At 58.2% G+C, this 1,078-nt stretch carries 1 protein-coding gene; it reads left to right on the top strand.

Features of this window, described 5'->3' with window-relative positions; translation table 11 throughout:
* Positions 1–114: 114 nt before the first annotated feature.
* Positions 115–1,078, top strand: a 964-nt coding sequence (locus ACR0IP_RS23180; protein WP_480528162.1) for an aconitase family protein, incomplete at its 3' end; no start/stop codon positions are given.

The following is a 1,078-nucleotide window of genomic DNA, read 5'->3' as shown; positions in this document are numbered from 1 at the left end:
ATAGTATACAAAATTGCCTCTCATCGCGTGTTCAGCCTTGAACACGGGGGCTTGGTGATGCAGATAACACTCAGCAAATCCTAATATCCAAGTCATTTGAGAGGGAGGCCACAGATGCCCATCAAAGTCGGACAGGATACCGCCAAGACACGCCGCAGCCTGAACGTGAATGGCAAATCCATTTCCTACTATTCGATCCCCGCCGCGCAGCAGGCCGGTTTGGGTGATTTCTCCAACCTTCCTGCCGCGTTGAAAGTCGTGCTGGAAAACATGCTCCGATTTGAAGACAGCGGCTTTTCGGTCTCGGTCGATGACATCAAAGCATTTGCCGAATGGGGTGCCAATGGCGGCAAGAACCCGCGCGAGATTGCGTACCGCCCTGCCCGTGTGCTGATGCAGGACTTTACCGGTGTTCCTGCGGTGGTCGATCTGGCCGCCATGCGCGACGGAATCAAAGGCCTGGGCGGCGACGCACAGAAGATCAACCCGCTGAACCCGGTCGATCTGGTTATCGACCACTCGGTCATGATCGACGAGTTCGGGAACCCGCGTGCGTTCCAGATGAACGTCGACCGCGAATACGAGCGCAACATGGAACGCTATCAGTTCCTGAAATGGGGTCAGAACGCGTTCAATAATTTCCGCGTTGTGCCTCCCGGCACCGGTATCTGTCATCAGGTGAACCTGGAATATCTGGCACAGACTGTCTGGACTGACACCGATCAGAACGGCGAAGAAGTTGCCTATCCTGACACGCTGGTTGGCACCGACAGCCACACCACCATGGTCAATGGCATGGCCGTTCTGGGTTGGGGCGTCGGCGGGATCGAGGCCGAGGCCGCAATGCTGGGTCAGCCGATCTCGATGCTGATCCCGGAAGTGATCGGGTTCGAACTGACCGGCGAGATGATGGAAGGCACCACCGGCACCGACATGGTGCTGAAGGTTGTCGAGATGCTGCGCGCCAAGGGCGTGGTCGGCAAGTTCGTCGAGTTCTACGGCGAGGGTCTGGACCGTCTGCCGCTGGCCGACCGTGCGACCATCGCCAACATGGCGCCGGAATACGGCGCGACCTGTG

This window comes from Ruegeria sp. AL11 (assembly GCF_056540865.1).
The sequence above is the reverse complement of the archived record's forward strand: the minus strand, read 5'-3'. Positions and strand labels throughout refer to the sequence as shown.